The organism is Streptomyces doebereineriae, from assembly GCF_031845645.1.
GTDB lineage: Bacteria > Actinomycetota > Actinomycetes > Streptomycetales > Streptomycetaceae > Streptomyces > Streptomyces canus.
In genome coordinates this window covers 1-470 of sequence record NZ_JAVREZ010000200.1, presented here as the reverse complement: position 1 = coordinate 470, position 470 = coordinate 1, and the positions used below count along the sequence as shown (strand labels likewise).

The 470-nt window shown below is 63.0% G+C and carries 2 protein-coding genes; one reads left to right on the top strand and one right to left on the bottom strand.

Annotation, left to right across the window (positions count from 1 at the left end):
* Complete coding sequence (locus tag RNB18_RS54020) at positions 1–72, top strand: universal stress protein (protein ID WP_394817810.1); 72 nt, start codon at positions 1–3, stop codon at positions 70–72.
* Between the two features lie 115 nt (positions 73–187).
* Here RNB18_RS54020 and RNB18_RS51445 read toward each other — a convergent pair.
* A partial coding sequence (locus RNB18_RS51445; RefSeq protein WP_311720987.1) for a universal stress protein occupies positions 188–470 on the bottom strand: 283 nt, incomplete at its 5' end.

Below are 470 nucleotides of genomic sequence, written 5' to 3'. Positions count from 1 at the left end.
ATACTGCTGGGTTCCGTCAGCTCTGCTGTTGCTCGGTCAGCGGACGCCCCCGTGATCGTCGTTCGCCCCTGATCGCGGTCATCGGCCACTTGATGACAGGCCGCCGACGGCCGAGTCGAGCGGTTCTCGAGAATCGGCGATCCAAGTCCGTGATTGACCTCCGTCCAGCCTGGACGGATTCCACACGCTAACGACGCACGACGATGACTGGCGCGACAGCCTCCTGTGCGACAGCCGCGCTCACTGATCCGAGCAGCATTCCGGCGAAACCGCCTCGACCGTGGCTACCGACGACAACCAGCTGCGAACGCTCGGACTCCTCGATCAACTGCCGAGCCGGTCGTTCGAACTGAACCTCTAAATTCGCGGTGACGTCGGGATAGCGTTCTTCCCATATCGCCAGGCGCTCCGCGATGGTTTTCCGCCCGGCGGATTGCAGGGCCGACCACTCCATGGTGTACAGACTGGAC